3 protein-coding genes are annotated in these 2,430 nt (G+C 63.1%); all 3 read left to right on the top strand.

Annotated features, from left to right (window positions below):
* Positions 1–14: 14 nt before the first annotated feature.
* From tnpA to tnpC, 3 genes are read left to right on the top strand one after another with little or no spacing between them, the layout of a single operon-like run.
* Positions 15–434, top strand: coding sequence for an IS66-like element accessory protein TnpA (gene tnpA / locus AAHB17_RS24390; RefSeq protein WP_342133654.1), 420 nt, complete (start codon positions 15–17; stop codon positions 432–434).
* The gene (tnpB, locus tag AAHB17_RS24385) at positions 410–760 is read left to right on the top strand and encodes an IS66 family insertion sequence element accessory protein TnpB (protein WP_342133653.1); all 351 of its coding nucleotides are present in this window, start codon (positions 410–412) and stop codon (positions 758–760) included. Before tnpA ends, tnpB begins: the two co-directional genes overlap by 25 nt.
* 28 nt (positions 761–788) lie before the next feature.
* Positions 789–2,372, top strand: a complete 1,584-nt coding sequence (gene tnpC, locus AAHB17_RS24380) for an IS66 family transposase (RefSeq protein ID WP_342133652.1) — start codon at positions 789–791, stop codon at positions 2,370–2,372.
* Positions 2,373–2,430: the final 58 nt, after the last annotated feature.

The raw sequence follows: 2,430 nt of genomic DNA, 5'->3' as shown, positions 1-2,430 counted from the left end.
ACGTGGGAACGTAGATGACAGACGAATTGAGTGAGCTCAGGCGCCGACTGGTGGTGGGACGCAAGAGCGACGGGCGCAGCGTGTACGACGAAGGGGCGAAGGCTGAGCTGGTGGCCTTGTGTCGACAGCCAGGAGCATCAGTTTCTCGCCTTGCGCGGGAGTGCGGCGTGAATGCCAACCAGGTCAGCCGTTGGCTTCGTGAACATGAACGCGATGCCCGTGCGCGGCATTCGGTGGCCAACGTGGCCCCAACGGCGGCGGCGTTTGTGCCAGTTGCATTGCCACCGGTATCGATGCCTGCGCCTGTGATGGACATGCAGGCACGTTTGCCCAATGGCGTGGTGATCGACATGCGTGGTCTGGACCTGAGCAACGTTGGCGAAGTGATTCGAGTCTTGGGGAGCTTGCGGTGTTCCGCTTTGACGAAGGCCTGAAGGTCTACCTGCACCGCGAACCGGTGGACTTTCGGCTCAACATCAATGGCCTGGCTGTGTTGGTGGAGCAGGCGCTCGGTCTGAATCCGTTTGCCTCGTGCGTGTATGTGTTCAGCAACCGTCGGCGCGACCGTATCAAGATTCTGGGGTGGGAGCGCAACGGCTTTTGGCTGTTGCTCAAGCGGCTGGAGAAGGACCGGTTCATCTGGCCATCGGCACAGGCCGTGCCCACGCTGACCATCGAGCAGTTGCACTGGCTGCTGGAGGGCATCGACATCGAGGTGGTGCAACGCCACCCCCATCTGCGCTACACCAGCGTGGCTTGACCCAATGGTGAAGGAACGATGATGGGGCATGCAGATCCAAGTTGGCGTGTCATCGCTTGTCTCCATCACCGCTGAAGAACTGAGCGCCCTCATCGCCGAACGTGATGCGCTTGCCGGCGCGCTGCGGGTGGCCACCACCGAGCGGGATTTGGCGCTGGAGCGGCTCAAAGCGTTTCAACGCCAACTGTTCGCCGCCAAGAGTGAGGCGCGCAGCACCGACCAGAAGGACTTGTTTCTCAACGAGGCCGAGGCACTCGCGCCCACCGTGCAGACGCTGCCGGCACAGACCGATGAAGAGGCATCGACACCGGTGGCAGGCCACCAGCGCAAGAAGCGTGGGCGCAAGCCGCTGGACCCCGCACTGCCACGTGAGGTCGTGCGTCACGAGTTGCCCGAGGCCGAGCGCGTGTGCGCCCATGATGGGCACACGCTGGTGGAGATTGGCGCGGAGGTCAGTGAGCAACTCGACGTCATCCCCGAACAGGTGCGCGTTCTGCAGCACCACCGTATCAAGTACGCCTGTCCTTGCTGCGATCAGAGTTTGAAGGTCGCACCGACGCCGGCGCGCGTCATCCCGCGCGGGCTACTCACTGAAGCCGCGCAGGCCTGGGTCATCACCGGCAAGTACCAGTTCGGCATGCCGCTGTACCGCACGGCCGCGTTGCTGCGCCGCTTTGGCGGCGATATCGCGAGCAACACCCTGGCCGCCGGCGTTGTGCGCATCGGCCAGGCCGTGCAACCCGTGATCAATCTGCTGCGCGACCACCTGCTCGACTCGGACCTGATCTATGGCGACGAGACCACGGTCCAGGTGCTCAAGGAGCCCGGTCGCAAGGCGCAGACCAAAAGCTACATGTGGGCGCAGATGAATGGCCCCGGCACCGGGCCACCGGTGCGGCTGTTCGCCTATGCCCCAGGCCGAGGTGAGGTGCATGCCAAGAAGCTGTATGTGGGTATCCGGCCTGGAACCACGCTCGTGAGCGATGGTTACCAAGTCTATGACGGCATCGCCGCAGACCATGGATTGACGCATCTGGGGTGTTGGGTGCACGCACGTCGACCTTTCATCAAGGCAGAGGAGGCCATACCGAAGGCGGCGCGTTCGCCCGATCAGGTTGCCACCCGTTTCGTGCAACTCATCGGCAAGCTATACCGGGCGGAGTCACTGGCCCGGGATTGGAAGCCTGCACGTCGGTTACGCCTGCGCTCGCGCTACAGCGCCCCTGTCGTGCGAGAGATCGAACGCTTGCTTCTCGCGAACTTGCACTGCGTGACTCCCTCAAGTCTGCTGGGCGAGGCACTGCACTACTTGCACGGGCAGTGGCCCAAGCTCATTCGGTTCCTGGACAACGGCGCCTGGCCACTCGATTCCAACCCGGTGGAGAACGCCATCCGGCCCTTCGTGGTGGGGCGGCGCTCCTGGTTGTTCGCCGACACGGTGGGGGGCGCCAATGCCAGCGCCAATCTGTACTCGCTCATCGAGACGGCCAAGGCCAACAACATTGAGCCCTACCGTTACCTCGCCGCGCTGTTCAAGAAGCTTCCATTGGCCCAGACCGTCGATGACTATGAAGCCCTTCTGCCTTGGAACATCGCCCTCGGCGCACCGTGAACCGCGCACGGTACACATCCCTCAAACAGCACAAGGGCGGGGTTTATTGACCGCTTAC

The sequence above is a fragment of the Hydrogenophaga sp. OTU3427 genome, assembly GCF_038440225.1.
In the GTDB taxonomy this organism is placed as follows: Bacteria; Pseudomonadota; Gammaproteobacteria; order Burkholderiales; family Burkholderiaceae_C; genus Hydrogenophaga.
Note: the sequence above shows the minus strand (reverse complement) of the source record. Positions and strands in the feature narration are given on the sequence as shown.

Coding starts and splice junctions, on each gene's coding strand:
- tnpC (WP_342133652.1), top strand. CDS start 789: ATGCAGATCCAAGTTGGCGTGTCATCGCTTGTCTCCATCACCGCTGAA.
- tnpA (WP_342133654.1), top strand. CDS start 15: ATGACAGACGAATTGAGTGAGCTCAGGCGCCGACTGGTGGTGGGACGC.